This window comes from Pantoea ananatis PA13 (genome assembly GCF_000233595.1).
In the GTDB taxonomy this organism is placed as follows: Bacteria; Pseudomonadota; Gammaproteobacteria; order Enterobacterales; family Enterobacteriaceae; genus Pantoea; species Pantoea ananatis.
Genome location: NC_017554.1, coordinates 610,933 through 637,336, shown reverse-complemented (window position 1 = coordinate 637,336; position 26,404 = coordinate 610,933). Strand labels below are relative to the sequence as shown.

The window sequence follows — 26,404 nt, the reverse complement described above, 5'->3', positions numbered from 1 at the left end:
TTATCGTCACGCCTGTGGTAGGGTATTTATTTGCCTGTACGTGGATAAGGTTCGATGAAAAAACAGCGAGTTGGCATCGTGTTCGGTGGCAAATCTTCTGAGCATGAAGTGTCATTGCAGTCGGCTAAGAATATTGTTGATGCGATTGATAAAACCCGGTTTGAGGTTGTGCTGCTGGGGATTGATAAGCAAGGCCAGTGGCATCTTAATGATGCCTCAAACTTTCTGCTGAATGCGGAAAATCCGTCGCTGATTGCCTTGAACCGCACGGCAAAACAGGTCGCACTCATCCCCGGCGAACCCCAAAACCAGATCATTGACCGAATGGACGCCCATCCGCTGTCGCAGCTCGACGTGATTTTTCCCGTGGTTCACGGCACGCAAGGCGAAGACGGTTCCCTGCAGGGTTTGCTGCGTATGGCTTCGCTCCCCTTCGTTGGCTCGGACGTGCTGGGCTCTGCCGTCAGCATGGATAAAGACGTCACAAAACGCCTGCTGCGGGATGCCGGTTTAAAGGTTGCCCCCTGGCTGAGCGTGACGCAGGCGCAGATGAACAATCTGGACATCGAAGCCGTTATCGCACGCTTTGGACTCCCGCTTTTTATCAAGCCAGCGAATCAGGGATCGTCCGTTGGCGTCAGTAAGGTCACCACCGCTGCAGCGTTTCGTGCGGCGCTGGAGCTGGCGTTTAGGTTTGACAATAAGGTTCTGATTGAAAAAGGGATTAAAGGTCGCGAGATCGAGTGCGCCGTGCTGGGCAACGATTACCCAGAGGCCAGCCCCTGCGGCGAAGTCGTGGTGAGCGATGCCTTTTATTCCTATGACACCAAATACATTAGCGAAACCGGCGCACACACGGTGATTCCGGCGGACATTCCTGCGGCTGTCGATGAGGCGATTCGTGAGGTGGCGCTCACCGCCTTCACCGCGCTGTCCTGTTTTGGTCTGGCCCGTGTTGACGTGTTCTATACCGAAGACGGTGAGATTATCGTGAATGAGGTGAATACGTTACCTGGCTTCACCAACATCAGCATGTATCCTAAGCTGTGGCAGGCGGCAGGTCTGAGCTATCAGGATCTGATTACCCGCCTGATTGAGCTGGCACTGGAACGTCATCAACAGAACGCGTCGCTCAAAACCAGCGTTAATTAATCGCCGCCAGCGGCCTGCTCAGGCAACGTCGCTGGTCATCTCACTGCGCGCATTGCCGGGTGAGGTCTGATTGCGGCCGTTTCGCTTAGAGATATAAAGGTTTTTATCCGCGGCAGAGATCAAACGATTAACCGTTTCGGCCCACTCAACACCGGGTTGCGCCTGGCCGTATGCCAGCCCCAGGCTGACGGTGACGGTGACCGCGTTGCCATGCAGTAAGAATTTCTCTTTAACGATGCTCTGACGAATGCCTTCAGCCAGTGAATAAATCATTTCCGGCGAGAGGTCGAACTGCACAATCACAAACTCCTCTCCGCCAAACCGGCAGATATGACCGTGGTTGCCCACCAGCGGCGAAATGCGCCGCGCGATCTCTTCCAGTACCCTGTCGCCCGCATCATGGCCAAAATTGTCATTGACCGATTTAAAGTAGTCCACATCCAGCAGGATCACCCCAACCTGGCGTTGCTCAGAACAGGCTTCATTGCGGAGATGTTCATACAGCCCCGAACGCGACAGGAGCTGGGTCAGAAAATCGTAGTCCGCACGTAGCGCCAGACGTTCATTGAGCTGGCGAATCGCATCCATGCTTACTGCCACAATTAACGGACTCAGGGCAATCGTGGCTACGCCGAGGCGCGCTGAGGTCAGATGGCTGATGGGCAGCAGACTGTTATCGCCCTGAATATTCATCACACCGTGAGAAACCAAAATAATTTGGCTAATCCCGGTTATCAGGGTGATCAGGCTGGTCAGCGGCACAGGCAACACGATGGCACACCAGATTAGGGCTGGCACCGGTAAGGTAAGGCTGCCTGCCCCGCCCATTAACGCCCCGGCGACCAGTGACAGCACGACGGCAATTAACGGGACAATTTTGCCCATCTGCAGCCGCCGGGCTGAAATCCTCACGCGCCAGCTTGAGGTTAACAGAAACGGCAGCAGCATGAGTCCGGTCGAAAACTGCTCGCTGAACCAGTTCATCCACGCATCGGCAAATTCGGCATTTATGCTGCCGACCTGCGCCAGGCCGCCCCAGGTGGCGCAACCGAACGCCGCCAGCAGGCAAGCCGGAAAAATGCGCATGGCGTTAGCGATACGCTCGCTGCTGGAGTCGTGCTGATACTGCCGCCCCATCACCACGACGCAAATCAGGATAAACAGAATATTGGCAACGTTCAGTGTGAACGCCGGTAAGGTCCAGCCTGAAAACACCGCGTCGTTAAATACCATGGCGCTGAAACAAACAAGATAAAAACGGGTGCGATGAAGAAAGGGATAGCGCAGCATCATACCGGCAATAAAGGCGTTAACCGGCCAGAACAGGGATAAGTCATGGGGAATACGCAGATGTCCGCCGACAAAACAGAACATCAGAGTAATCATAAACAGCCAGAGGGCACTTTTTTTAGCATTGTGCTCTTCAAACAGCTTAACGCGCATACGTCTGGACCTTGTCACAAAGAGGCTTACCATCACGCCGCTTACGGGGTATATGGCGTTATGATTATTTAACCCTGAATCTTGTCTGCGCCATTCAAAGAAAAGCACCCTTAAATGAACGAACGTTAGCGATTTGAAGCCCGTTACTGGGTATAAGCATGCACGCAGAGATGCCCATTCATTATGTCTTACAAATAAAAAAATCGGATATCCGAGATATCCGATTTTTCACGTTTTGTCTGACTGTTTTGGTCTGAACGGTTATTTCACCGCCACCGGCCATTGACTCAGACGGATTCCCCGCTTATCCGCATTCTCACCAAAATCCTTCAGGACGGCTTTAACGTCCGGATCGATGTATTCTGCATTATCGTTATCGACGATTACCACGCTATTTTCGGGTATTTTATCAAGCAGCCCCTGCAGTTTAGGATTGTGCATAAACGTCAGATTTTGCTGGAAACGTAAAACGTAGTGGTCGTCATAACGTGTAAGCTGCAATGCGTTACGGTGGCTCTTGTAGATGCTGTAAAGGATCTGGGTGGCAATACCGATACCGATACCGACAAGCATCCCCAGCGTAATAATCCCGATAATCGTGGCCAGGAACGGTACGTACTGTTGCGCGCCCATGCGGAACTGCTCAATAAACAGACGAGGTGCGGCCAGCTTGTAGCCGGTGTACAGCAGCACCGCCGCGAGGCTGGCGAGCGGGATAGCATTCAGCATTTCACTGAACCACATTCCGCAAATCAGCAGCATGACGCCATGCAGCAAAATGGACAGTTTAGTTTGTGCGCCAGCGTTGACGTTAGCCGAACTCCGGACGATCACCGCCGTAATGGGCATGGCACCAAGGAAGCCGGCCGTCAGGTTACCTATGCCCTGGGCAAACATTTCTCTGTTGGGTGACGGCGCTGGGGTTTGCGGCCGCAGCTTTTTCAGGGCTTCCTGGCTTAACAACGTTTCCAGACTCGCCACCAGCGCCAGGGTCAGGGCCACGACCCAGACCTGTGGATTTTTCCATGCCATCCAGTCCGGGGTTTCCAGCTCCGCCATCATCGCGGAAACGCTGTCAAAAGCGGGCAGTGAAATGCGCGGTAGGGCACCGGTGAGTTCAGGGAACAGTCGCGCGCCTGCAACGGTCACCACACAGCCAAACAGCACGGCGAACAAGGGGCCAGGTATCCATGCCAGTGCCTTGATTCGTTTAATGGGTCCGGTTGTCCATACAAACAGAATGAACAAGCCCACTAAAGAAACCAGCAGGGCGGACAGCGAGAATGTCATTTCCCCGTTGACCAGCGACACTAACTTCACGCTGCCGCCCGCGCCCAGCGCGACCGGTATCTGCTGCATAATCAGCAGCAACCCAATCGCCGCCAGCATGCCCTTGATGACGCTGCCGGGCACCAGGGCGATGAAACGCCCGGCGCGTAAGAGGCCAAACAGACATTGCAGCACCCCGGCGATAATCAGGGCGGTCAGAAACGCGGAGAAGCTGCCCAGCGTCGCCATAGAGGCCACGACGATGGTCACCAGGCCCGCGGCCGGTCCGCTGACCGCAAAACGTGAAGGGCTCAGGGAGGTCACGAGTATCCCGCCAATCACCCCCGTCAATAAACCGGCAAACGGCGGCAGTCCGCTGGCCTGTGCGATGCCCAGGCAGAGCGGCAGTGCGACCAGAAACACAACCAGCCCTGCCGGCACATCGCGGCGTAATGTATCCAGATTCATGGTGAAGACTCCTCTGCAGATTGCTGAATCAACTCTTTAAGATGACCCGATTGCAGGTCGTAAACACAGCCAAACACGTCCAGTTCCTGACCAGACTGCCAGGCCTGCCGTACCGGTTCGGCCGCCACCAGATTGGCAAACTGCACCAAAACATTGGCCTCAACCAGACGATTCAGTTTCTCGCTTTCCGTCTCCTGCCTGGCTTCGCTGTGAAGATGACTCGCTAACCCACGCCGCAGAAAAGTAATACGCCGTGCCAGTGCCGAATCCTCAGTGGCCAGCGGGCTGTCGGGCAGCGATAAGGCCGCCTGAACGCCTCCGCAGCCGTAGTGACCGCTCAGCACGATTCGCTTTACCCCAAGGTAAAAAACGGCATATTGCAGCACGCTTAGCAGGTTATCGTCCTCTGCCACGACCATATTGGCGATATTACGGTGAACAAACAGTTCACCAGGATGCGATCCCGTTAATACCTCCGCCGGTACCCGACTGTCTGAACAGCCTATCCATAATGAGTGCGGTTTTTGCTGATATAAGGATTTTTCAAAATAGGCGGGGTTACGCTGGCGGCGCTGAAGTGCCCAACTGCGATTTTTCGCTAATAAGGGTTTAAGTGTCGTCACAATCATCTTCTCTCTACGACCGGGAACAGGACGTTCTGGCTGACCACGGAGTGAACCCGCTCACTTAATATCCGCGAATGGGTTACGAAACCTGAAGCTCATCACATTAAAAGGTTATAGCTGCTTATCATTATCAATGCACACGGAATATTTCAGCCCAGAAAAACAGGGCGTTTTATGTAAGCACTTATTCAACAAACGTCATGGTTACGTAAATAAAATTAAGAGATCATACCACTGAGGCATCTGGTTATTTTAATTATTTATCATTAAAATCATTTAGTTAAATATTTATCAGGAAAAGCAAAACTGACAAATAAATACAAAACACTTTCCGGGCGAGAATGAAAAAAAACAGAGGTCGCGCATCAGACCAGGATTACTCTTAAATGCAGAATTTATGAATAGCACAATCCACCGCCTTTATTCGAATTAGGCAGTTAAATGAACTTTGTTAAAGGGAATATTAAAGCAAGAGATGGTTAATTTAATTTGCATGAGAATAGTGACGACAGTAAGTAAATGCCCACAGCGATGTAAAAAGAGCCTACTCATTGCAGGCTCTCTGTATTGACACATTATTTACCGTTCCAGGCCCTCAGGCGCGCTTCACGGACGGAGAGCTGCTGTTCAGGCGTCAGTTTATTGTAATTCTCGGCCATCCCGCTCTCCCAGTCACCGTAGAGCGGGTTCGGCAACACAATGAACTGTGTACCAAACTGTGCATGGTTACGCTCAACAAACGCCTGGCGCTGTGCATTCCCCTGATGCCAGGTTGCCCCACCAAAATCGTTCAGGTTGTCACCGATATACAACACCACGTTGTAGCCCGCGTTTTTGATTGCATCGAAACGTGCCTGTTTGTTTGATGAGTCCGTTTTCAGGCTCACCGTTTTTTCGCTCACGCCGCTAAAACCAAGCTGTTCAAGGTTAGCCACCGTCGCAGCGTAATCTTTCTGATCGCGGTTGGAGACATAGAATACGGTGCCGCCATGGCTGTTGACATAACGGGCAAACTCCACCGCGCCGGGAACGGCTCTGGCCTGACGCGCCTGGGTCCAGGCTGACCAGGTTTTATCGCTGAAAGGCTGTCCATTTTTTGCCTGCCAGGCACTGTAGGCGCTGTTATCGAGCATGGTTTCATCTAAATCGACGATGACCGCTTTAGGCTTGCCGGTCAGCGAAGCCGATTGATCAAAGGCCAGACGGGCGCTGTTAAATGCCTGCCAGCTGAGCGCCTGATATTCGCCGGACTGCTGGAACCAGTCTAACGCCAGCACCGATTGCTGCCCCAGTTGCTGCTGTGCCTGCTGCCGGGCAGGTTGCGCACAGCCCGCCAGCGCCAGCACAACCATGGCTGACAGCGCGACATTCACTGAATTTTTCATCGTTTCATCCTAAGGTTTGAAAGATTTGAGTGGGTAACGCTTCAAAAATGTAGCAGTTAACGTAAGCTGAGGGCAGCAGATTGCACGCTGACCTGACAGGAGAAGAGGATGTCCGCCATGCCGCGTTCGCCATTACTTGATGCACTCGACTGGGTCGATTACGCTTTTCAGCCCGCAGGTGAACCGCCGCCCGAGGATGCGGCCTATGGTCATCAGCGCCATAGCGCCGTGGTCGTCACCGATATCCATAATTTCCCCCCTAAAAGCTGTGATGCAGATGGCGTGATTGCCACCGGACACCGACCCGTCGCCGTGTACACGGCCGACTGTTTACCCGTATTGTTTGCCGACCGGCAAGAGAGACAGGTGGCCGCCGTGCATGCCGGCCTGCAGGGCACGCTGGCCGGGGTGCTGTACCGCGCCGTGGAGCAACTCTGTGAACGCGGCGCAACGCCCCAGAGCCTGACCGTGGCGATTGGCCCGGCGCTGGCGCCCTGCTGTTTTGAGCTGGATCGGCAACGCCTGGCAGATATTGAGCGGTTGCCAGGTATCCCCCTGCCGCTGCGCTATCACGAGCAGCAGCCTCGTAATCCGTACGCACTGCGCCCCCAGGCCGTTGCCACCCAGGCAGGCATCTGGTTCGATTTACCGCAGCTGGCTAAGCAGATGCTGGTCAATACAGGCATACCGGCAGCACAAATCGACCTGATTCCTCTGTGTACTTACTGCGCCACCGAATCTGGCTCCAGCTACCGTTTCAATACCCATCACGGCAGCGGCTATCGTTCGCGCTATTCCTGGATTCGCCGCCGCTGAATTCCACTGAGTCTGCTCTTTTGCGGCGTGTTTAAGGGGCGGACTGCCGCGCCGGGTAGTGACGCTTTTATGATGTTTCTCACACCCTGATGCCATTTCACTTTTTTTTAACATAGAAATGGTTGAAGCTAACTCATCCGACCACTTTATCTGTGAGTGATTATGACAGCGCTGTCCTCCCACTATCCTGCTTTATTCACCCCGCTCGATCTGGGCTTTACTCAGCTCAGAAACCGTTTTCTGATGGGGTCAATGCATACGGGCCTTGAAGAGCGTGAAGATGGCGCGGCCAGGCTGGCGGCATTCTACGGCGAGCGGGCACGGGAAGGCGTGGCGCTGATCGTCACAGGCGGCGTCTCACCAAATCCCCAGGGCGTGACCGCCGAACACGGTGCCGTACTGAATGACGACGCACAGTGTGACTGGCACCGACAGATTACCGCCGCGGTGCATCAGCATGAGGGGAAAATCGCCCTGCAGATATTGCATACGGGCCGCTACAGCTTTCAGCGCGATCTGGTTGCCCCCTCTGCGATACAGGCCCCCATCAATCGCTTTACTCCGCGTGAACTGAGCGATGCCGAGGTTGAACAGACCATTGCCGATTTCGCCCACTGTGCCCGGCTCGCCCAGAAGGCGGGCTACGATGGTGTGGAAATCATGGGTTCCGAAGGTTATCTGATTAACCAGTTTCTGGTGCAGCACACCAACCAGCGCCAGGATCGTTGGGGCGGTGATTTTACCGGGCGCATGCAATTTGCCCTGGCAATTACTCGTGCGGTACGCGCGGCCACTGGCGACCGCTTTATTATTATCTTCCGGCTGTCGATGCTGGATTTAATTCACCACGGCAGCACGTTAGAAGAGACGCTGCAGCTGGCCAGCGAGCTGGAACGCTGCGGTGTGACGCTGTTTAATACCGGCATTGGCTGGCATGAGGCGCGAATTCCAACCATTGCCACCTGCGTCCCCCGCGCCGCCTTTGTCTGGGTCACGCGCCGTTTGCGTCAGCACGTCGCGGTGCCGGTGGTGGCGACTAACCGTATCAACCACCCGCAGGTGGCCGAACAGCTATTACAGGATGGCTGTGCAGACATGGTGTCGATGGCGCGACCTTTTCTGGCCGATGCTGCCTTTGTCAGCAAGGCGCAGCGGGGGGATGACAACAGCATCAACACCTGTATCGCCTGTAATCAGGCCTGTCTGGACCAGATTTTTGCCGGTCATGTGACCTCCTGCCTGGTTAACCCCCGCGCCTGCCATGAATCCCTGATGCCCGTTACGCCGACGCGCGCAGCTAAACGGCTGGCCGTGGTCGGTGCCGGACCGGCGGGCATGGCGTTTGCGTTGCAGGCGGCAGAACGGGGGCATCAGGTAACACTTTATGATGCCGCGCCAGACATCGGCGGGCAGTTCAATATCGCCCGTCAGATCCCTGGCAAAGAAGAGTTCAGCGAAACCCTGCGCTATTTTCGTCATCGTTTACCTGCGGCAGGCGTGGTCATTAAAACAGGTTGCCGGGTCAGCGCCGCTATGCTGGCTGACGTCGATGAGGTTATCCTGGCAACCGGCATTAAACCCCGCACGCCAGAGATTCCCGGTATCGATCATCCCAGCGTGCTGAGCTATCTGGATGTGCTGGCGGATAAACGTCCGGTTGGGCCGCGCGTGGCGATCATTGGCGCAGGCGGGATCGGGTTTGATACGGCAGAATACCTTTCTCAACCGCATCAGACCGAAACGGTGGACGACTTTTATCGTGAATGGGGCATCGATCACAGCCTGACGCAGCGCGGAGGTCTGATCGCCCCCGCGCCGCTGCGATCCCCTCGCCAAATCTGGCTGCTTCAGCGTAAGGCGGGCAAGCCCGGCGCAACGCTGGCGAAAACCACCGGCTGGATCCACCGCAGCAGCCTGCAGTCACGCGGCGTTGAAATGTGGGGCGGGATTACGTATCTGGCGATTGATGATGAAGGACTACATATCAAACGCGACGGCGAACCGCTTGTCCTGCCGGTTGATAATGTGATTATCTGCGCCGGTCAGGAGCCGCAACGCGAACTGGAAGCGGCATTGCGGGCAAACGGCAAACCGGTGCAGGTAATTGGCGGGGCCGATGTGGCGCAAGAGCTGGATGCCCGTCGGGCAATCGCCCAGGCCACCGCACTGGCGTTAACGCTTTAGTTAACGCATTTTTACGGCGCGCAGCACCACAAATTTTTTGTTGGAGGCCACCAGCGTACAGTTACCGAACAGCTTTTTCAGCTTGTGGTGATAATCAAGGTGGCGGTTGCCAACGATGCGCAGTTCTCCACCATATTGCAGGCAGCGTTTCGCATCGCGGAACATCTGCCAGGCCAGGTGGTCGGTGACCGCGTGCTGCTGGTGGAAGGGTGGATTACAGAGCACGGCATGCAAGGTATCGGATGGATAGCCACTAAGCACGTTGTTGACCCGGAACTGGCAGCGCGACAGATCGTCTGGGCGGTTGACCTCAACGTTTAACCGGCTGGAGGCCACTGCCATATAAGACTCATCAAGGAAATGCACCTCTGCCTCAGGATTCTGCGCCAGCGCCATCAGCCCGATAACGCCATTGCCACAGCCCAGATCGACGATTTCGCCCTCAATATTTTCCGGCAGATGCTGCATGAACAAGCGCGCACCGATATCCAGAGAAGATCGGGAAAACACGTTGGCATGGTTGTGAATCTGGTAAGGCGTTCCGTCCAGCGGCCAGACCTGCGTTGGCGCTTTTTCACGCAGCGCGGGTTGGGTGAACTGGCTGTATATTACCCGCGCTTTTTTTACGGCCAGCGAGGTTTTGGTTTCACCAATAATCTGTTCAAACAGTTGCAGCGTGGAGGTATGAATCTCTTTCGCACGCCCCGCCGCCAGCACCACGGTTTCCGGGGTAATCACCTGACGCACCGCACGCAGTTGCTGCTCCAGCAGGGCCAGCGTTTTAGGAACTTTAATCAACACCAGTGCGGGCGCCGCCGGTAAGTCAGAGAGGCTGTCGAGGAAATGGACGTCGCTGTCATCCAGCGCATTCAGGCGCAGGTTCTGGCGCGTTGCCTGCTGGCTCAGCCAGGAATCACTAATATGCCACACCGGACGCGAATGCAGCGCGCAGGTTAACGCCCCGAAACTGTCGTTAAAAATCAACGCCGGACCCGATGGCAGGCTTTGCTGCAACAGATATTCATCAGCGGCATCCCAGGCTTGTAACGGACTCTCGTCACGCATCTGCGGGAAACGATGCAGGGTTAGTGCGCGATCGTTCAGTTCAAGTTGGCTCATGAATTCTCCGGCGTGGTACACTTTGGTTGATTTTCGCCCCAAAAAGGGGGCGCAGTATACTGTCTTTCGCCGGGAATCTCTAATGTCCTCACTTATCTATCTTCAGGGTTATCCTGAGTCCATCCTTGAGCAGGTGCAGACCCTTATCGATCGCCAGCGTTTAGGCCCGGTGCTGCAACAGCGCTATCCTGATATGCATGACAGAGTGAGTGATAAGGCGCTGTACGACTTCACACTGGCGCTGAAAAACCGCTACATGCGAAATGCTCCGCCGATCAATAAGGTGGTATGGGACAACAAGATTAAGGTGATGAAGCACGCGCTGGGCCTGCACACCGCCATCTCCCGCGTGCAGGGGGGCAACCTGAAGGCCAAAGCCGAGATCCGTATTTCGACGTTTTTCCGCCAGGCGCCCGAACCCTTTTTACGCATGATCGTGGTGCATGAGCTGGCACACCTGAAAGAGAAAAACCACGACAAGGCGTTCTATCAGCTGTGCTGCCATATGGAGCCGGACTACCACCAGCTCGAATTCGATGCGCGCCTGTGGATGACGGAACAGGCGATGCGGGGCAACGCAGCTTAGAGAAACTGCTGCGCTTGCTGAATCAGGCTGGTTTTGGTGAGCGCCCCCAGGAAACGGCGCTCCTGCGGGTTATTCAGCACCGGCAGGCGCTCCAGCGTCACGGCCGCAAAGGCTTCCCACCCTTCCCGTAGGCTTTGATTCTGATAGGCGACCGGGAAATCCTGATCCATCACGCACTGCACCGGCGAATCCAGATTAATCTCCTGTGCCAGCACCCTGCGCGATATCTCATGAATTGAGACAACGCCCAGGAATGCACCTTCCGCGTTGATCACGTAAACATAGCGTTCGCGCTTAAGCGAACTCACCGCCAGCGCTTCGCCCACCGACGCTTCAGGCTGGAGCGCCGCGCCCGGAATAATCAGCTCGCTGATGCGCATATTATCGAAGTCATATTTGGCTTCAGAGCGGTTGAAGTGGTGAGTCACGACCGGATAGGTACTTGCCATTTGCAGGCGATAAACCACCATTGTCGCCAGCACGGAAGCGATCATGACCGGGAACAGCAAGCTACTGTTGAGCGTCATTTCCAGCACCATCAGCATCGCCATCAGGGGAGCCTGACTCACGGCAGCCAGCACCGCCGCCATGCCTACGGCGGCGAACAGCAAAACGTTATCTAGCGGAAGATGCAGCGCCACGCCGCCGAGTGCAATGACCATGCCCAGCAGCGCGCCAATGAGCAGGGACGGCGTAAACAGCCCGCCCACCGCATTGGACCCCACGGAAAGAGTGGTCGCCAGGGTTTTTAACACCAGTAGCAGCAGTAACCCGGACAGCAGATAATGACCCGCCATCACCTTCACAATCACCTCGTAACCATTCCCGAGGATATCGGTTGAGATCAGCGCCAGCAGGCCCACGGCAAATCCCCCTGCCCCAAGGCGCAACGGCAAGGACTTGACCCGACTGAACAGCGTTTTAGCGCGCGCAATCAGCCGAATAAGGAGTAAGCCAGCCAGACCAGACAGTAAACCGATCAGGATGGTAATCAGCAGGCTGTAACTATCCATCGTGAAGCTGACATCGGCCAGCGGATACAGCGCATTACGAAAGCCTAACGTCCACATGGTCATAACCGCCATAGCGGACGACACCACCAGCGGAATCAGCCGTTGTAAAGCCGACATGCCAAAAGCAATTTCCGCCACGAAGATAGCCGACGCCAGCGGCGCATGATAAACCGACGAAAGACCCGCGGCGGCGGCCATGGCGACGACGTCACTGTTTTTTAACTGCAACGCGCCGGGCAACACGCGCCCAATGATGCTGCCGCACAGGGCGGCAAGCTGAACCATTGGGCCTTCTTTACCGATTGACGCGCCGCTGCCAATACTGGCTATCGACGACAGTGCCCGGAATAGCGAGGTTTTGGTGGGCACGACATCAAGGCGCGCGTTGATGACTTCCAGATAATCTGTTTTTACGGTTTGCTGCTGCTCGATTGCCACCGCATAGCGCAGGAAGAATCCCGCCAGCAGCCCGCCGACACCGACCAGAACCGGCCAGAATATCCAGGGCCAGAGATGCAGAGATTCGGTAATGTCGTTGCTGCGGCCAAACAGCAACTGATTGATAAACTCGATCGTTTCACGAAATAACAAGGTAACTAACGACGCCGCACAGCCAACCGGGATGGCGATAAGCAATGTGGTCCAGTTTAGTGCATGTTTACTTCCTTTCACCTGCGCTCCCCGTCTTGTGCTTAACGTGCGTTATCGAGACATATTATTGGAATGGAGATCTCAGGATCAACGTCTGGCGTTGCCTGCCCGGTTTCAGATGCTACTCTGCGTTTTTATCTGTGCAGGAGGCTAACTGTGATTCGCTTTGCCATTGTGGGAACCAACTGGATTACGCGTCAGTTTATTGAAGCGGCACATGAAACCGGCAAGATGACGCTCTGTGCCGTCTATTCGCGCACTCTGCAGCAGGCAGAGGCATTCCGTCATGATTATCCCTGCGACCAGCTTTTTACGTCGCTGGAGGCCATGGCCGCCCATCCTGAAATCGATGCCGTGTATATCGCCAGCCCCAACGCCCTGCACTGTCAGCAGGCCATGCTGTTTATGTCGCAGGGTAAACACGTGATTTGCGAAAAGCCGCTGGCCTCGAATCTGCAGGAAGCTGAGGCGATGATCGCCTGCGCCTTCCGGCATCAGGTCGTGCTGTTTGAAGCCTTTAAAACCGCCAGCTTACCGAACTTTATTCAACTGCAACAGGGGCTGGCAAAGACTGGCACACTGCGCAAGGCGCTGCTGAACTATTGCCAGTATTCCTCTCGTTATCCGCGTTACCTGAATGGCGAGCGGCCTAATACTTTCGATCCCCGCTGGTCCAACGGCTCCATCATGGATATCGGTTACTATTGCCTGGCGCTGGCCGTCACGCTATGGGGCGAGCCGCAGCAGGTTAACGCCTCCGCCACCCTGCTGGAAAGCGGCGTCGATGCGCACGGCACGGTGATCCTCAATTATGGTGAGTTTGATGTCACGATTGTGCACTCCAAGGTCAGTGACTCCGTGCTGGCCAGTGAAATTCAGGGTGAGGCGGGATCGCTGGTGATAAACCGCATCGCTGAGTGCCAGTCAGTGACCTTTATCCCGCGTGAAGGGGATAAACAGGCGTTAACCCAGCCGCAGCATATCAACAGCATGTTGTATGAAGCAGAGACCTTTGTGCGGCTGGTTGAACAGCGCCACGTCAGCCATCCGGCGCTGGTGGTTTCCCGTTGCGTGGCCGGATTACTCACCGAGATCCGACGTCAGACGGGCGTCGTTTTTCCGGCCGATGCATCCTGAATGTAAATATTTCAAAATATGACTGGCAATGATTGATTCCTGAGCGCCAGCCACGTAACTTACCCGCTTGCAAAGGGGAGTAACTTGTAAGCTGATTGATCGTCACTACGTTGCGCACGCATCCGGTCATCAGGCAACCCAGAATCAATTCCTGAGTTGTAAGTGAGACCTTGCCGGAAGGCGAGGTTTGCTTACACTGAATAAGCGGCTGACGTCTTCTGACTTCAGCCGTTTTTTTATTTTTCAGACAGGATACGATTATGCAAACTGTAGGTACGCCACTCCTCTGGGGCAGTTTTGCGGTTGTAGTAGTTATCATGCTGGCGATTGACCTGTTCTTACAGGGTCGTCGCGGTTCGCAAACCATGTCCTTTAAACAGGCTGCGGTCTGGTCGCTGATTTGGGTTTCCGTCTCGCTCCTGTTCAGTGCTGCATTTTGGTGGTATCTGGACGGCACCGCCGGACGCGAAGTCGCAACCAGTCAGACGCTGGCTTTCCTGACCGGCTACGTGCTGGAAAAATCCCTAGCGGTCGATAACGTTTTCGTCTGGCTGATGCTTTTCAGCTACTTCTCTGTTCCTGCCAACCTGCAACGTCGTGTGCTGATCTACGGTGTACTGGGCGCTATCGTGCTGCGTACCATCATGATCTTCGCGGGCAGCTGGCTGGTCACGCAGTTTAGCTGGATCCTGTATATCTTCGGTGCCTTCCTGCTGTTTACCGGTATCAAAATGGCGATGGCAAAAGAGGATGATGCGGCGGTGGGCGACAAACCGGTGGTGCGCTGGTTGCGTAAACACCTGCGCATGACCGACACGCTGGAAGGGGAGAAATTCTTTACCCGCAAGAACGGCGTGCTGTTTGCGACACCGCTGCTGCTGGTGCTGATCATGGTCGAATTAAGTGATGTGATCTTTGCCGTCGACAGTATCCCGGCCATCTTTGCCGTCACCACCGATCCCTTTATCGTTCTGACCTCAAACCTGTTTGCGATTCTGGGCCTGCGCGCCATGTACTTCCTGCTGTCTAACGTCGCGGAACGCTTCTCAATGCTGAAATACGGCCTGGCTGTCGTGTTGGTGTTTATCGGTATCAAGATGCTGATTGTCGATATTTACCATATCCCGGTGGCGATATCGCTGGGCGTCGTGGGCGCGATTCTTGCCTCAACCCTGATGATCAACGCCTGGGTGAATCACAAGAACGATAAGAAGAAGCTGACTAAGCCTTAACGGCAGGGTAAGGAAACACAGTGAAAAAGGGCGGCAGACATGCCGCCCTTGCGTTTACAGCGTCACGCCGCTTTTAAAAATAGCCAGCTCACGGAAATCATTCTTTTCATTGTTGGTTAATTGCCCGTTGGCAATCGCCACGATGGTGTCAACAAAGTCGGCTAACAGCGCGTCCATGCTCATGCCTTCGACCAGCCTTCCGGCGTTGAAATCAATCCAGTGCGGTTTCTTTTCGGCCAGCGGCGTGTTGGTGGCCAGCTTGACCGTAGGGACAAATCCGCCGTACGGCGTGCCGCGCCCGGTGCTGAACAGCACCATATGGCAGCCCGCACCGGCCAGCGCACTGGTCGCCACCGCATCGTTCCCCGGCGCGCTGAGCAAGTTAAGGCCCGGCGTTGTCAGACGTTCACCATACTTGAGCACGTCCACCACCTGACTTTGCCCCGCCTTTTGTGTACAGCCGAGTGACTTCTCTTCCAGCGTGGTAATACCGCCTGCTTTATTACCCGGTGACGGGTTTTCATAGATGGGCTGATGATGATCGATAAAGTACTGTTTGAAGTCGTTAATCATCGACACGGTTTTGTCGAAGGTAGCCCGATCCCGGCAACGGCCCATCAGAATCCGTTCGGCCCCAAACATCTCCGGCACTTCCGTCAGCACCGTGGTACCGCCGTTGGCGATCATCTGATCGGAGAAGCGCCCCAGCAGCGGATTCGCCGTAATGCCTGAGAAGCCATCGGAACCGCCACATTCCAGACCGAACTTGAGCTCGCTGAGTGTGCCGGGCGAGCGGCGATCGTGACGCATTTTTTCATAGAGTGCGTGCAGCCGTTCCAGTCCGGCTTCCACTTCATCGTCGTGCTGCTGGCACACCATAAACTCAACGCGATCGCTTTCAAACGCGCCCAGGGTTTCACGAAACACATCCACCTGGTTATTCTCGCAGCCCAGGCCGATGACCAACACCGCGCCGGCATTGGGATGGCGCACCATGTTTTGTAGCATGGTGCGGGTGTTGTCGTGATCCTGGCCCAGCTGCGAACAGCCAAAGGTGTGACTAAACAGAAAAGCGCCGTCTGTACCGGCGGCCTCCTGCGTCTCCTTCAGAAAGCGCTGTAAAATCTGTCGCGCAATGCCATTTACGCAGCCGACGGTCGGTAAGATCCACAGCTCGTTCCGAATACCGACATCGCCATTGGCGCGACGGTAAAGTTGTACCTCACGGTCGCCTGGCTGGGTGGCTGACGCAATCTGGTCGGGCTGATATTCATAGTGATCCAGGTCGCTAAGATTGGTGCGCGCATTGTGGGAATGAATCAGCTCCCCTGCCCCAACGGCCTGAGTCGCATGCGCAATCGGCAAACCATATTTTATGATCAACTCGTCCTTGCCGATGGCGCGCAAGGCAAACTTGTGCCCCCGTCCCACGTCCTGAAGCAGCGTGACGGGCTGGGCGGCGAGTTCAATCGTGGTGTCGGCTTCCATATCATGCAACGCCACGGCAACATTGTCCTGCGGATGAATTTTTATGGCGTCTTGCATGGTTATCTCCGTTGGCTCAGCGCGTCACGTATACCGTGCGCGAGGATGCGTTGCAGGTGCTGGCTGACCGTTTCGGCCAGGCCGGGTTGCTGTGTTAAATCTTGTCCCCAGTGCTCGGCATCACTTAATACGCGATTGACCAACGCTAAAGGAGAGATCTGCTCTGCTGCCACGGCGGCCCAGCCCTCTGAGTAGCGTTCCAGCCAGTGCGGCTCATCCTGCAGAGGCCAGCTTTTATCCGCCGATTCCCCGCGATAAAACGCAATCAGGGCTGCCAGCGCAAACGTCAGGTGCTGTGGCCACTGCCCTGTTTTCGCATGCGACATCAGCAAAGGTTGTAGCAAGCGCGTACGGAACTTGGTCATGCCGTTCAGGGCGATGGAAAGCAGTGCATGGCGAATAAACGGATTGCGGAAGCGACGCAGTACCGCATCGGCAAAAGCGTTAAGCTCATCAGCGGGCAAATCCAGCGTGGGGATAATCTCTTTGCGCAGCAGCGCATCCACGTACGCCGAGATTTGCTCATCGTCCATCGCCTCTCCTACGCTCTCCAGCCCCGCCAGATACGCAACCGGCACCATGGCCGTGTGAGCGCCGTTCAGAATCGCGACTTTTTGCGCTTTGTACGGGGCAATATCGTCAACGTGACGGACATGCGGCGCCAGTGCGGCCAGCTTCAGTTCGTCAAACAGCGCAGCTGGCCCCTGAAGAACAAATTGATAATAAACTTCACCGGCCACCAGAAAACGGTCCTGATAGCCCAGTTGGGTTTCAAGCGTGGCGCTCTCGGACGGGAAGCCGGTTACAATGCGATCCACCAGCGTGTTATAGAATGCGCAGCGCGTATCAACCCAGCGTTGAAATTCCCTGGGCAGTTGCCAGAGATCGGCATAGCGCAGCACATGTTCACGCAGCATATCGCCATTGTGATCGACCAGCTCACAGGGCACGATGAGCCAGCCTTTCTCTTTATCACCGTCGAAATGCTGGTAACGCGCCCACAGCAGTTGCGTCAGCTTGCCCGGAAAGCTGGATGCAGGCCGATCGTCCAAGCGATCCGTTTCGGTAAACGCGATGCCGGCTTCGGTGGTATTGGAGAAAACGAACCGCATAGCAGGCTGACGTGCCAGCGCCATAAAATCGTCAAACTGCTGGTAAGGCTGAATCTCACGGTTAAGGCTGCGGATCAGGCGGCTTTCGCTCACCTGTTCGCCTTGCGCGTTCAGCCCGCGGATCAGCGTGGTATACAGACCGTCCTGCTGATTCAGATTGTCGCTGACGTCGCGATTACGCGGCCTGACCACCACCACACCGGCGTCTGTGCCCTGATCTTCATTGAGCCAGTCAAGCTGCCAGTCGATAAAGGCACGCAGAAAGTTACCTTCACCGAACTGAATCACGCGATCGTGGTAGACCGCGCCGGGAAAGTCGTGGCGGTTTAGCCGCTTCATGGTCAGGCTCCCAGCTCAATGCCAAAATAGTCACGGGCATTGTTGAAGCAAATGTTTTGTACCATCTGGCCCAACAGCGCTTCGTCTGCGGGTGCTTCGCCCTGTTCGACCCAGCGGCCAATCATCTGGCACAGCAGCCGACGGAAATATTCATGACGGGTATAAGAAAGGAAGCTGCGGCTGTCGGTTAACATCCCGACGAAGCGGCTCAGCAGGCCAATTTGCGCCAGCTGCGTCATCTGGCGCTGCATGCCGTCCAGCTGATCGTTAAACCACCAGGCGGAACCAAACTGCATTTTCCCGGCCTGGCCTTCGCCCTGGAAATTTCCGGCCATGGTCGCCAGCACTTCATTATCCCGCGGATTCAGACAATAGAGGACGGTTTTAGGCAAGGCGTTATTGAGGTTTTGCGCACCGAGTAAGCGGGCCAGCGGCTCGGCGACGGGCTGATCGTTGATGGAGTCAAAGCCTACATCTGCGCCCAGAAGTTGGAACTGGCGTTGGTTAGTATTGCGCAGCGCGCCGATATGGTACTGCTGCACCCATCCGCGACGAGCATATTCCCCCCCGAGCCATACCAGCACTGCGGTTTTAAACTGGGCGATAGCCTGGGCATCCGGCTTTGCGCCTCCGCGACGATGCGCCAGAATGCTGTCCAGCGTGGTTTCATCGGCATCGGCATAACATACGACGTCCAGCGCATGGTCGGAAATCTTGCAGCCGTGTGCCGCAAAGTGATCCAGACGTTTGCTCAGCGCCTGACGTAAATCATCAAAGCGCTGCACGCTGATATCGGTCAGGCTTTCCAGTTTTTCAATCCACGGCAGGAAGGTGTCGGCTTCGATATTAAAGGCTTTATCCGGACGCCAGCTTGGCAACACCTTCACCTTGAAGCTGTTGTCTTCAGCCAGTGCGCGGTGATGTGTCAGATCGTCCAGCGGATCGTCGGTGGTCCCGACCATCTTAACGTTCATCTGCTGCATGATGCCGCGCGCGGTGAAATCGTCCTGCGCCAGTAAATCGTTGCAACGCTGCCAGATCTCATCAGCCGTTTTTTCGGACAGCAGCACGCCGGTAATGCCGAAGGGACGGCGCAGCTCCAGATGCGTCCAGTGATAAAGCGGATTGCCAATGGTTTGCGGCACGGTGCGCGCCCAGGCATTGAATTTATCCCGATCGCTGGCATCACCGGTACACAGCGCCTCTGCCACACCGTTAGCCCGCATCGCCCGCCACTTATAGTGATCGCCTTTCAGCCAGATATCGTAAAGGTTGGCAAAGCGATAGTTTTCAGCAATCTGCTGCGGCGGTAAATGGCAGTGATAATCGTAGACAGGCTGGTCTTTGGCGTAGTCGTGATAGAGACGACGGGCGAACTCAGTGTCCAGCAAAAAATCCTCGGTCATGAAACGCGACATAAAAAGCTTCCTTATGGGATGACCCCTGAATGGCTCAAAGTTATCATACCAATTTTGGCTGACTGCAGGTTTTTTTACGACTCAGGTCACATTTAAGCAAGATGATCACATCCCATATGGACCTTATTGTCGCCCGCAGCGCGCTAACTGGCTGTGTTCTCGTCTGTTTGCAGTATCCCACAAGCTATTGCGGGTTTTTGTGATGGCTTTCAACTTTTAAAGTTGTATAACAAGTTAGGCTCTCGCTTTACCGCAAGGTAACAACTTTCTTACACAAGGCAAGGCAGATAACGGTCGCTGGTGCAGGGCCGGCGGGCGTGAGCAGAGCTGTATCACGAGATGTCCCGCTCCAGATAACAACAGCGGTAAGACCGCGCAAACAACTGGAAGAGGTACAGAATGCGTAAGATCAAAGGATTACGCTGGTATATGATTGGCCTGGTTACCCTGGGTACGGTACTCGGCTATCTGACGCGTAACACGATTGCCGTGGCAGCCCCGACGCTACAAACCGAACTGCATATCACCACCCAGCAATACTCCTATATTGTGGCGGCATACTCTGCCTGCTACACCGTCATGCAGCCTGTCGCAGGTTACGTTCTTGACTTACTGGGCACCAAAGTGGGCTACGCGGTGTTTGCTGTGCTGTGGGCGATCTTTTGCGCCGCGACGGCGCTGGCGGGAAGCTGGGGCGGTCTGGCCCTGGCGCGCGGCGCAGTGGGTGCCGCAGAAGCCGCGATGATCCCTGCCGGGCTAAAAGCCAGTAGCGAATGGTTTCCGGCGAAAGAACGCTCGGTAGCGGTGGGCTATTTCAACGTCGGCTCCTCAATCGGCGCGATGCTGGCACCTCCCCTGGTGGTCTGGGCGATTGTTGCGCACAGCTGGCAGATGGCCTTTATTATCGCGGGCGTACTGAGCATGATTTGGGCGCTATGCTGGCTGGTGTTTTATAAGCATCCCAAGCAGCAGAAAAAGCTGAGTGACGAAGAGCGCCACTACATTATTTCGGGTCAGGAGCTGCAGCATCAAACCGGCAACACCACCAAAATGTCGGCCCTGCAGATCCTGCGCAATCGCCAGTTCTGGGGCATCGCCCTGCCACGCTTTCTGGCTGAACCGGCATGGGGAACGTTCAACGCCTGGATTCCGCTGTTTATGTTTAAAGTTTACGGCTTTAATCTTAAAGAGATCGCGCTGTTCGCCTGGATGCCCATGCTGTTTGCCGACTTTGGTTGTATCCTGGGCGGTTACTTGCCCCCGCTGTTTCAGCGCTGGTTTGGGGTCAACCTGATTGTGTCACGTAAGATGGTGGTGACGATGGGCGCGATCTTAATGATCGGCCCGGGCACCATTGGTTTATTTACCAGCCCTTATATTGCTATCGCGCTGCTGTGCGTAGGCGGCTTTGCCCACCAGGCGCTGTCTGGTGCGTTGATTACCCTGTCTTCCGATGTGTTTGGTCGTAACGAAGTTGCCACGGCGAACGGCCTGACCGGGATGGCGGCCTGGACAGCCAGCACCCTGTTTGCGCTGGTCGTCGGTGCGTTGGCCGATACATTAGGCTTTAGCCCACTGTTTGCCGCCCTGGCCGTGTTCGACTTGCTCGGTGCCGTGGTGATCTGGACAGTGTTAAAAAATAAACCCATTTCTGAACTGCAGACCGCCCCTTCCCCTTCTCAGGCTGCGCCAATACGTAGCTAATCCTGAGGGCTGGCCAGTGCCAGCCCTTTTCTTCTCTTGCCGCAAAGTGGTATAACAACTTATCTGCTCGTTACTTTGGATTGCCTCATGGACCTCACTGAATCTCGTCGACTTTATCAACAGCTGGCCAGCGAGTTAAAACGCCGCATTGAAAACGGGGTTTACCAGGTGGGAGAGAAACTGCCCGCAGAGCGCCTGATCGCTGAAGAAATGGAAGTCAGCCGCACGGTGGTGCGCGAAGCCATCATCATGCTGGAGGTTGAAGGCTACGTTGAGGTGCGTAAAGGCTCGGGCATTCACGTGATTTCCAGCCAGCAGCAAAACCGGGTCACCGAAAGCAGCAGCCAGCTAGAGTTTGCCGCCTTTGGCCCGTTTGAACTGTTGCAGGCGCGCCAGCTTATTGAAAGTAACGTTGCCGAGTTCGCGGCAACCCAGGTGACACGTCAGGATATTGTCGATTTAATGGCGATTCAGGAGAAAGCGCGACAGGAGGACCATTTCAGGGACTCTGAATGGGATATGAGGTTTCACGTTCGTATTGCTCAGTCGACGCAAAACAGCGCCCTGGCCGCGATTGTCGAGAAGATGTGGCTGCACCGTTTACACAACCCTTACTGGCTTAAGCTGCATGAGCATATCGATCAGCGCAGTATCGTAAGCTGGTGCGACGATCACGATCAGATTCTTAAAGCATTAATCCGCAAAGATCCCGCCGCCAGTAAGCTGGCAATGTGGCAACATCTCGAAAATACTAAGCAGATGTTATTTAACGCCACCGCCGACGATTTTGAGTTCAATGTTGACCGCTACATGTTCAGTGAAAATCCGGTTGTCCTTCCGGATGCAGATACGATTCAGCGTTAATTTGACTGAAAAACAGTCAGTTAATCTGCAATAGTGTCAGGACATGTAAAACTCCTTTTTACATCGAGATACAGAGGGTAAAACTCCTGTTCGTTTAGGAGTAGTTCTGTCTCCGAAGCTTGATTTTTGTTACAGTTATCATCCTTTTCTTACCTTTTGCGATAAGGGCTTATCAAATCGCTGATTTAACAATCAGTTCTGGAAGGATCCAGAAACGCTTGCTCAGACTACGCTCTCAGAATCGATAAAAAATGTCAGTCTGCGCTGAGGTCCCTGTGGGACATGTTCAACGATGATGTTCGGGAATGATTGATGGAAATTTTGCAAGCGCTGCTGCATGCCTTGTGGCAACAGGATTATGAAACGCTTTCCGATCCAACACTGGTGTGGGCAATTTACGGCGTCTTATTTATGATCCTTTTTCTGGAAAACGGCTTATTGCCTGCCGCTTTCCTGCCCGGTGACAGCCTGCTGATTCTGGTGGGCGTGCTGATTGCCAAAGGAACCATGAGTTTTCCGCTGACCATTCTGGTCCTCACCACCGGCGCCAGCCTGGGTTGCTGGGTGAGCTATATTCAGGGCCGCTGGCTGGGGAACACGCCGACGGTGCAAAACTGGCTATCACACCTTCCTGCCCGCTATCATCAGCGTGCACATAATCTGTTTCACCGTCACGGCTTATCGGCACTGCTCATTGGCCGTTTCATTGCTTTCGTGCGTACGCTGCTGCCCACAATTGCGGGCCTTTCCGGTTTAAGCAACGCCCGTTTCCAGTTTTTTAACTGGATGAGTGGCTTTCTGTGGGTCGTCATTCTCACTGTTCTGGGCTTTGCCTTAGGCAAAACGCCGATCTTCCGCCGCTACGAAGATGAACTGATGTTTTTCCTGATGATGCTTCCGCTGGTGTTGCTGGTGATTGGGCTGGTGGGCTCGCTGATTGTGCTGTGGCGTAAACGCCGCGCAAACCAGCGTGGTGAGGGCTCATGAAACCTTTACACGCTTTTCCTAAACGCTGGCTTCCCTGGTTAATTGGCGGGGCATTTGCGCTGGTAGCGGTGAGCATGATGCCCAGCCTGATGCGCCATGAAAACGTGGTGCAGATTCGCGTTTCGCACGCGGGTGCCCCGATGCCCGATGGCTTCTATCTCTATCAGCAGCTGAGCGCCCAGGGTATTCGAATCAAAAGCATCACGCCCTCAGGGGATGCGTTGATTATTCATTTTGACAACGAAGAGCAAAGCCTCGCCGCGCAGAAAGTTCTGCGTCGATTGCTGCCGGACGGGTTTATCGTCGCGCAACACGACCAGGCGGCTCACCTTTCACTTGCTTAATTCGTCGCCCTTCTTAAACGCTTAGCGCACTTTCAGACTGTGCTAAGCGTTTCTCTGTATATCGGTGATCTTTGGACTTTTTCCACCTGATGTCTATGCTTAAACTAAGGCGGGTTATCAGCGCACTGCGGAGGGTTCTTGCAGTGCGCTGAATTAAGTCAGGCAACAATGGAAGGTACAAAGCCGAATGAAACATACGTTACTACTGGGAATCACGCTGTTTTCTCTTTCAGGCTCCCTGATGGCGGCACAGTCGCTGTGTCAGCAAAAAGAGCAGGACATTCAGCGTGAAATCGAGATGGCTCAGAAGCACAACAATCAGCGCCGTGTGAACGGTCTGGAGCGCGCCCTTACCGAGGTGCGCGCGGGATGTACTGATAAAAAGCTTAAAGCCTCGCATCTGGAAAAAATCAACGCTCAGAAAGAGAAAGTGGCTGAGCGTGAGCGCGAACTCAAGGAAGAGCGCGACGAAGGTCATGACAAGGACAAGATTGCAAAACGCGAACGCAAGCTGGAAGAAGCACGCCAGGAGCTTAAGAAGTTACAGGCGGAGCCCTATTAATCGGATTCAATCTACTGATGTTAAAGGAGTATTTTATGTCTAAAGACACATCATCGGAATATTTGCGTGCTGAATTGAAAAACCTGGCGGATACGCTGGAAGAAGTCCTGAGCAGCGGGACTGAAAAGTCCAAAGGTGAACTGGACAAGCTCCGTCACAAAGCGCGCGTTGCGCTGGACAGCTCTCGTGAGCGTTTAGGTGAATCGGGTGAGCGCCTGGCGGCGACCACGCGCGAAGCGGCGCAGAAAGCAGATGGTTATGTGCGTGATAATCCATGGCATGGCGTGGGTATCGGTGCCGCCATCGGCGTTGCCATCGGTATGCTGATCTCGCGTCGTTAATCATGACGGATTCACAGCAGAACCACGGACCGGCCAAAGGGGTCATCAATATTGGTCAGCGTATCGTCACCACGCTGGTTGGTATGGTCGAAACACGCGTTCGTCTTGCAGTGGTAGAGCTGGAAGAAGAGAAGGCCAATATCATCCAGATGCTGTTGATGCTTGGCCTGACCATGCTCTTCACGGCTTTTGGCCTGATGAGCCTGATGGTGCTGATTATCTGGGCAGTTGATGCTCAGTATCGTTTAATGGCTATTGCCATCACCACTGGCGTGCTGTTCTTGCTGGCGTTGATCTTTGGGCTATGGACACTGCGTAAATCACGTCAGTCAACCCTGCTGCGCCACACGCGCAAGGAACTGGCGAACGATCGTGATCTGCTTGAGGATAACCGGTAATGAGCCGCCGCGAGCGTGAAGCGCGTATCGATGAACTGCTGAAACAGGTTCAGCAGCAGCGTCTGGACATGAGTGCCGCGCGGCGTAGCTGGCTGGAGATCACCGCGCCCTACGATCGTGGCTGGTTTACGTTTTTGAGTCTGAAACGCTATCTGGCCATTGGCAGTAGTGCATTAGCTATCTATTCCATTCGCAGTCCTAATCGCCTGCTACGTTGGGCGAAACGGGGCTTTGGCCTGTGGAGTACCTGGCGCATGGTTAAATCAGCCCTTCCCCCGCGTTGAATCCCCAAAGCCAGTCCAGTGCGACTGGCTTTTTCTTTTTTCAGTTTTACTGAATAACATCGACAGTTTATATCGCTTACAACTGTCACTTCTCGCGACTATCATCTCCAGCTATCAGCCCGGCCAATTGCAACCATGCAGTTAACGGGAATATTCACCGCGGGCATCGCTGCCTTGCAAACTTTTAGCGTTGGAGTAGATGATGAAAAAATTCGAAGACAGTGGTTTGTTAGCCGCCCGTATCCTGATGACTATCCTGTTTATTACTGCAGGCTGGGGCAAAATCACCGGCTACGCCGGCACTCAGCACTATATGGAAGCCATGGGCGTGCCCGGCTTCATGCTGCCGCTGGTTATTCTGCTGGAGTTTGGCGGCGGCCTGGCCATCATGTTTGGCTTCCTGACCCGTTTTACCGCGCTGTTTACCGCTGGCTTTACGATTCTGACCGCGTTTCTGTTTCACAGTAACTTCGCCGAGGGCGTGAACCAGCTGATGTTCATGAAGAACCTGTCTATCGCTGGCGGTTTCCTGGTGTTAGGTCTGGTAGGTCCGGGTGCGTACAGTATCGATCGCCTGATCAGCAAAAAACCTCAGGGTGCTCTGGCGCGCTAACTGACGCCTGACTACACCGCTTTTCTGACGCACCGGTTGCTTTCTCCCGGTGCGTTTTGCTTTTATGATCAAAATCCTTTGCCGGGCGGTTTGAAGCGATCATGCCCTACCATCCCGCAGAGTCCCGGCCCACCCGGTGCTTAAGGTAAGCCTAATCTAGTCATGGAAATATAGCGTTCCGTCCCTCTTCTTTTTGGCAACGCTATGAAAGTATCTTATGGTCAGTGGCTTCCCCATCACGATGCACCCTTTTTTCGACGGCTTCATCTTTTGGTCGCCGTGCTGATCCTTTCGCAGATCATCAATTCCAATTTCACCGCACGTGAAGCGCTCGGCGAGCACAGCCTGGAGACGCTGATAACCTGGCTACATATTCTCTCAGGACTGTTGCTGATCGCTGCGGGCGTTATCATGCTCATCTGGATGCTGGTTCAGCGAGGTTTTCGCTGGTACTTCGCCTGGCTCACGCTGGATTTTCGGGGTATTCGAAACGATGTCGTACAGCTGACCGGCCTGAAACTCCCACAGGCACATGGCGGTGGCATAGCCGCGACGGTGCAGGGCCTGGGGGTTATCGCGTTGATCGCCGTCGCCTGTTCTGGTGGGCTATGGTTTTTATTTAACAGTACGTCGCTCGCCACGCCTGATTTGACGCGTAGGGTATTGCACTGGCATAAATTCCTGACCACCTTTGTAGAGATTTATTTTTACAGCCATGGCGCGATGGGCGTGCTTCATATCCTGCTATCCCGCTATGAAAAATAGCACAGGGCACGCATGCAGGCTGTCGCCCTCCTGATTAAACGAATCGC

The 26,404-nt window shown here is 54.7% G+C and carries 25 protein-coding genes; 16 read left to right on the top strand and 9 right to left on the bottom strand.

Going from position 1 to position 26,404, the window contains the following annotated elements; translation table 11 throughout:
• Positions 1–54 precede the first annotated feature (54 nt).
• On the top strand, positions 55–1,152 hold the full coding sequence (ddlA, locus tag PAGR_RS03060; protein WP_014594675.1) for a D-alanine--D-alanine ligase: 1,098 nt from the start codon (positions 55–57) through the stop codon (positions 1,150–1,152).
• 18 nt (positions 1,153–1,170) lie between these two features.
• Here ddlA and PAGR_RS03055 read toward each other — a convergent pair whose 3' ends face one another.
• From PAGR_RS03055 to PAGR_RS03040, 4 genes are all read right to left on the bottom strand, one after another.
• Entirely contained in the window at positions 1,171–2,595 is a 1,425-nt protein-coding gene (locus PAGR_RS03055; protein ID WP_014604943.1) for a GGDEF domain-containing protein, read from the bottom strand.
• A 261-nt stretch (positions 2,596–2,856) separates the two neighbouring features.
• Positions 2,857–4,332, bottom strand: a complete 1,476-nt coding sequence (locus PAGR_RS03050) for a SulP family inorganic anion transporter (protein WP_013027313.1) — start codon at positions 4,330–4,332, stop codon at positions 2,857–2,859.
• Positions 4,329–4,961: a carbonic anhydrase gene (locus PAGR_RS03045; RefSeq protein ID WP_014604942.1), complete on the bottom strand. Its 633-nt coding sequence runs from the start codon at positions 4,959–4,961 to the stop codon at positions 4,329–4,331. The genes PAGR_RS03050 and PAGR_RS03045 overlap by 4 nt, the downstream gene beginning before the upstream one ends.
• Positions 4,962–5,533: 572 nt before the next feature.
• Positions 5,534–6,343: a 5'-nucleotidase, lipoprotein e(P4) family gene (locus PAGR_RS03040; RefSeq protein ID WP_013027315.1), complete on the bottom strand. Its 810-nt coding sequence runs from the start codon at positions 6,341–6,343 to the stop codon at positions 5,534–5,536.
• Between the two features lie 108 nt (positions 6,344–6,451).
• Here PAGR_RS03040 and PAGR_RS03035 point away from each other — a divergent pair, with 108 nt between their 5' ends.
• Both PAGR_RS03035 and PAGR_RS03030 read left to right on the top strand, forming a co-directional pair.
• The gene (locus PAGR_RS03035) at positions 6,452–7,159 is read left to right on the top strand and encodes a purine nucleoside phosphorylase YfiH/LACC1 family protein (RefSeq protein ID WP_014604941.1); all 708 of its coding nucleotides are present in this window, start codon (positions 6,452–6,454) and stop codon (positions 7,157–7,159) included.
• 162 nt (positions 7,160–7,321) lie between these two features.
• Positions 7,322–9,343: an NADPH-dependent 2,4-dienoyl-CoA reductase gene (locus tag PAGR_RS03030; RefSeq protein WP_044042268.1), complete on the top strand. Its 2,022-nt coding sequence runs from the start codon at positions 7,322–7,324 to the stop codon at positions 9,341–9,343.
• Here the strand turns inward: PAGR_RS03030 and rlmG are convergent, their stop codons facing one another.
• A complete protein-coding gene (gene rlmG / locus PAGR_RS03025) occupies positions 9,344–10,462 on the bottom strand; it encodes a 23S rRNA (guanine(1835)-N(2))-methyltransferase RlmG (protein ID WP_014594681.1) in 1,119 nt (372 codons plus the stop codon).
• 82 nt (positions 10,463–10,544) lie between these two features.
• Between rlmG and PAGR_RS03020 the strand changes: the two genes are divergently transcribed.
• On the top strand, positions 10,545–11,048 hold the full coding sequence (locus PAGR_RS03020; RefSeq protein WP_014604939.1) for a M48 metallopeptidase family protein: 504 nt from the start codon (positions 10,545–10,547) through the stop codon (positions 11,046–11,048).
• On the opposite strand, the gene PAGR_RS03015 is transcribed toward PAGR_RS03020, so the two are convergent.
• A complete protein-coding gene (locus PAGR_RS03015; protein WP_014604938.1) occupies positions 11,045–12,733 on the bottom strand; it encodes a chloride channel protein in 1,689 nt (562 codons plus the stop codon). The two genes, PAGR_RS03020 and PAGR_RS03015, sit on opposite strands and share 4 nt — an antisense overlap.
• A 135-nt stretch (positions 12,734–12,868) precedes the next feature.
• Between PAGR_RS03015 and PAGR_RS03010 the strand changes: the two genes are divergently transcribed.
• Positions 12,869–13,849, top strand: a complete 981-nt coding sequence (locus tag PAGR_RS03010) for a Gfo/Idh/MocA family protein (protein WP_014604937.1) — start codon at positions 12,869–12,871, stop codon at positions 13,847–13,849.
• A 260-nt stretch (positions 13,850–14,109) separates the two neighbouring features.
• A complete protein-coding gene (locus PAGR_RS03005; RefSeq protein WP_013027322.1) occupies positions 14,110–15,081 on the top strand; it encodes a TerC family protein in 972 nt (323 codons plus the stop codon).
• A gap of 54 nt (positions 15,082–15,135) precedes the next feature.
• Here PAGR_RS03005 and PAGR_RS03000 read toward each other — a convergent pair whose 3' ends face one another.
• The 3 genes from PAGR_RS03000 to uxaC are packed head-to-tail and all read right to left on the bottom strand — an operon-like array spanning position 15,136 to position 19,495.
• Positions 15,136–16,626, bottom strand: a complete 1,491-nt coding sequence (locus tag PAGR_RS03000; protein ID WP_013027323.1) for a UxaA family hydrolase — start codon at positions 16,624–16,626, stop codon at positions 15,136–15,138.
• Positions 16,627–16,628: 2 nt separating this feature from the next.
• A complete protein-coding gene (locus tag PAGR_RS02995; protein ID WP_014604936.1) occupies positions 16,629–18,077 on the bottom strand; it encodes a tagaturonate reductase in 1,449 nt (482 codons plus the stop codon).
• A gap of 2 nt (positions 18,078–18,079) precedes the next feature.
• Positions 18,080–19,495 (bottom strand): glucuronate isomerase, encoded by a 1,416-nt coding sequence (gene uxaC / locus PAGR_RS02990; protein ID WP_014604935.1) that lies wholly within the window; start codon positions 19,493–19,495, stop codon positions 18,080–18,082.
• 399 nt (positions 19,496–19,894) lie between these two features.
• Here uxaC and PAGR_RS02985 point away from each other — a divergent pair, with 399 nt between their 5' ends.
• From PAGR_RS02985 to PAGR_RS02940, 10 genes are all read left to right on the top strand, one after another.
• Positions 19,895–21,199 carry an MFS transporter gene (locus PAGR_RS02985; protein ID WP_013027326.1) on the top strand — a complete coding sequence of 435 codons (1,305 nt, stop codon included), beginning with the start codon at positions 19,895–19,897 and terminating at the stop codon, positions 21,197–21,199.
• 87 nt (positions 21,200–21,286) lie between these two features.
• The gene (gene exuR, locus PAGR_RS02980) at positions 21,287–22,063 is read left to right on the top strand and encodes a transcriptional regulator ExuR (protein WP_014594687.1); all 777 of its coding nucleotides are present in this window, start codon (positions 21,287–21,289) and stop codon (positions 22,061–22,063) included.
• 312 nt (positions 22,064–22,375) lie between these two features.
• Positions 22,376–23,050 carry a DedA family protein gene (locus tag PAGR_RS02975; protein WP_014594688.1) on the top strand — a complete coding sequence of 225 codons (675 nt, stop codon included), beginning with the start codon at positions 22,376–22,378 and terminating at the stop codon, positions 23,048–23,050.
• Positions 23,047–23,394, top strand: a complete 348-nt coding sequence (gene mzrA / locus PAGR_RS02970; protein WP_013027329.1) for an EnvZ/OmpR regulon moderator MzrA — start codon at positions 23,047–23,049, stop codon at positions 23,392–23,394. The genes PAGR_RS02975 and mzrA overlap by 4 nt, the downstream gene beginning before the upstream one ends.
• A gap of 187 nt (positions 23,395–23,581) precedes the next feature.
• Positions 23,582–23,956 carry a DUF1090 domain-containing protein gene (locus PAGR_RS02965; protein ID WP_013027330.1) on the top strand — a complete coding sequence of 125 codons (375 nt, stop codon included), beginning with the start codon at positions 23,582–23,584 and terminating at the stop codon, positions 23,954–23,956.
• A 35-nt stretch (positions 23,957–23,991) separates the two neighbouring features.
• Positions 23,992–24,297: an ElaB/YgaM/YqjD family protein gene (locus tag PAGR_RS02960; protein ID WP_014604934.1), complete on the top strand. Its 306-nt coding sequence runs from the start codon at positions 23,992–23,994 to the stop codon at positions 24,295–24,297.
• A gap of 2 nt (positions 24,298–24,299) precedes the next feature.
• On the top strand, positions 24,300–24,695 hold the full coding sequence (locus tag PAGR_RS02955) for a phage holin family protein (RefSeq protein ID WP_013027332.1): 396 nt from the start codon (positions 24,300–24,302) through the stop codon (positions 24,693–24,695).
• A complete protein-coding gene (locus tag PAGR_RS02950; RefSeq protein ID WP_014604933.1) occupies positions 24,695–24,979 on the top strand; it encodes a YqjK-like family protein in 285 nt (94 codons plus the stop codon). The genes PAGR_RS02955 and PAGR_RS02950 overlap by 1 nt, the downstream gene beginning before the upstream one ends.
• A gap of 202 nt (positions 24,980–25,181) precedes the next feature.
• A complete protein-coding gene (locus PAGR_RS02945) occupies positions 25,182–25,592 on the top strand; it encodes a DoxX family protein (RefSeq protein ID WP_024471122.1) in 411 nt (136 codons plus the stop codon).
• 204 nt (positions 25,593–25,796) lie between these two features.
• Positions 25,797–26,357, top strand: a complete 561-nt coding sequence (locus tag PAGR_RS02940) for a cytochrome b/b6 domain-containing protein (protein ID WP_014604932.1) — start codon at positions 25,797–25,799, stop codon at positions 26,355–26,357.
• Positions 26,358–26,404 lie beyond the last annotated feature (47 nt).

Coding starts and splice junctions, on each gene's coding strand:
- exuR (WP_014594687.1), top strand. CDS start 21,287: ATGGACCTCACTGAATCTCGTCGACTTTATCAACAGCTGGCCAGCGAG.
- PAGR_RS03030 (WP_044042268.1), top strand. CDS start 7,322: ATGACAGCGCTGTCCTCCCACTATCCTGCTTTATTCACCCCGCTCGAT.
- PAGR_RS02995 (WP_014604936.1), bottom strand. CDS start 18,077: ATGAAGCGGCTAAACCGCCACGACTTTCCCGGCGCGGTCTACCACGAT.
- PAGR_RS03055 (WP_014604943.1), bottom strand. CDS start 2,595: ATGCGCGTTAAGCTGTTTGAAGAGCACAATGCTAAAAAAAGTGCCCTC.
- PAGR_RS02940 (WP_014604932.1), top strand. CDS start 25,797: ATGAAAGTATCTTATGGTCAGTGGCTTCCCCATCACGATGCACCCTTT.
- PAGR_RS03020 (WP_014604939.1), top strand. CDS start 10,545: ATGTCCTCACTTATCTATCTTCAGGGTTATCCTGAGTCCATCCTTGAG.
- ddlA (WP_014594675.1), top strand. CDS start 55: ATGAAAAAACAGCGAGTTGGCATCGTGTTCGGTGGCAAATCTTCTGAG.
- PAGR_RS03035 (WP_014604941.1), top strand. CDS start 6,452: ATGTCCGCCATGCCGCGTTCGCCATTACTTGATGCACTCGACTGGGTC.
- uxaC (WP_014604935.1), bottom strand. CDS start 19,495: ATGTCGCGTTTCATGACCGAGGATTTTTTGCTGGACACTGAGTTCGCC.
- PAGR_RS02955 (WP_013027332.1), top strand. CDS start 24,300: ATGACGGATTCACAGCAGAACCACGGACCGGCCAAAGGGGTCATCAAT.
- mzrA (WP_013027329.1), top strand. CDS start 23,047: ATGAAACCTTTACACGCTTTTCCTAAACGCTGGCTTCCCTGGTTAATT.
- rlmG (WP_014594681.1), bottom strand. CDS start 10,462: ATGAGCCAACTTGAACTGAACGATCGCGCACTAACCCTGCATCGTTTC.
- PAGR_RS02950 (WP_014604933.1), top strand. CDS start 24,695: ATGAGCCGCCGCGAGCGTGAAGCGCGTATCGATGAACTGCTGAAACAG.
- PAGR_RS03005 (WP_013027322.1), top strand. CDS start 14,110: ATGCAAACTGTAGGTACGCCACTCCTCTGGGGCAGTTTTGCGGTTGTA.
- PAGR_RS03045 (WP_014604942.1), bottom strand. CDS start 4,961: ATGATTGTGACGACACTTAAACCCTTATTAGCGAAAAATCGCAGTTGG.
- PAGR_RS03000 (WP_013027323.1), bottom strand. CDS start 16,626: ATGCAAGACGCCATAAAAATTCATCCGCAGGACAATGTTGCCGTGGCG.
- PAGR_RS02985 (WP_013027326.1), top strand. CDS start 19,895: ATGCGTAAGATCAAAGGATTACGCTGGTATATGATTGGCCTGGTTACC.
- PAGR_RS03050 (WP_013027313.1), bottom strand. CDS start 4,332: ATGAATCTGGATACATTACGCCGCGATGTGCCGGCAGGGCTGGTTGTG.
- PAGR_RS02975 (WP_014594688.1), top strand. CDS start 22,376: ATGGAAATTTTGCAAGCGCTGCTGCATGCCTTGTGGCAACAGGATTAT.
- PAGR_RS02965 (WP_013027330.1), top strand. CDS start 23,582: ATGAAACATACGTTACTACTGGGAATCACGCTGTTTTCTCTTTCAGGC.
- PAGR_RS02960 (WP_014604934.1), top strand. CDS start 23,992: ATGTCTAAAGACACATCATCGGAATATTTGCGTGCTGAATTGAAAAAC.
- PAGR_RS03040 (WP_013027315.1), bottom strand. CDS start 6,343: ATGAAAAATTCAGTGAATGTCGCGCTGTCAGCCATGGTTGTGCTGGCG.
- PAGR_RS02945 (WP_024471122.1), top strand. CDS start 25,182: ATGAAAAAATTCGAAGACAGTGGTTTGTTAGCCGCCCGTATCCTGATG.